Here is a 960-nt window from a genome sequence, read left to right as displayed (position 1 = left end):
GCCGGGTTCGTGCCCGAGCGAGCGAAACACTCACACGGGGGCCCGCACCGAGCGAAGAGGTCCGACGGAGCCGGCAAATAATGGCGAAACGGAACCCGATCCGAGACCGCCCGCAGTCGCGTCGCGGGGGTAGGCGGCCCGACGCCGCCTCGGTCGGGGTGTGCCGGGTCGGCGCGTGTCGGCGTGTCTTGATTCCATGGGGGCCGCAACGGGACGGTAGCGACCCGGGTTCGGCATCGAGGGAGACACATCGTGGGCACGTGGGGCAGCGGCAACTTCGACAGCGACACCTCGGCGGATCACCTGTCGGGCATCACCGATCGACTCGTCGAGGAGGTCGCCGAGGCTATGACAGGCGACCTCGTCGAGATCGAGGCGGACGAGTATTGGGGCGTCGCCGTGCCGTGCAACCTCGAACTGCTCCTCCTGCTCGACCGCACCGGCCATGTCGGCGTGTCGCTGCCGCGGGCGGACGTGATCGCGGGGTGGAAGGAGACGTTCATGGCCGTCTGGGACCGGACCATCGACGGACTCGAGCCCAAGCCGGACTACCGGGCGGAGCGACGGGCCGTTCTGGAGCGCACCTTCGACCAACTGGCGGAGGCAGCGGCCGCGCGGGAGGCCGGGGAGTAGCGACGGTCGGCCGGCGGTAGATCCGCGAGAAGGTCGGCGGGTGCGATGTGGCTTCGGCCTCGGGTCGGGGGAGTGGGTGCAGGGTGACACGACGCGACGAGGGTTCGGCGGCGGGCTTCGAGCCGGCGACCGGTGCGGAGGTCGCGTCGGCGGTCCCGCCCGAGGACGACGCAAGGGAACGGCGCGCGGCCGCGGTTCGGGACGCGTTCGAGGCCCTGCTGCGGATTCGCCGGGTGGTGAACGATTCCGTCCCGGATCCGGCGTCGGTGCCGGCCGCGTGGGAGCGGGGTCGGATGGTGCGCGCGGTCGCGCTGTCGCTCGAGGCCG

At 71.9% G+C, this 960-nt stretch carries 1 protein-coding gene and 1 pseudogene; both read left to right on the top strand.

Translation table 11 applies throughout. From position 1 onward, the window contains the following. Nucleotides 1–252: 252 nt before the first annotated feature. Entirely contained in the window at nucleotides 253–633 is a 381-nt protein-coding gene (locus GT354_RS42760; protein WP_161362278.1) for a DUF4259 domain-containing protein, read from the top strand. 83 nt (nucleotides 634–716) lie between these two features. Next, nucleotides 717–960, top strand: a pseudogene (locus GT354_RS42755) (hypothetical protein); the annotation flags it as partial.

The sequence above is a fragment of the Streptomyces sp. SID3343 genome, assembly GCF_009865215.1.
Lineage (GTDB): Bacteria > Actinomycetota > Actinomycetes > Streptomycetales > Streptomycetaceae > Embleya.
Note: the sequence above shows the minus strand (reverse complement) of the source record. Positions and strands in the feature narration are given on the sequence as shown.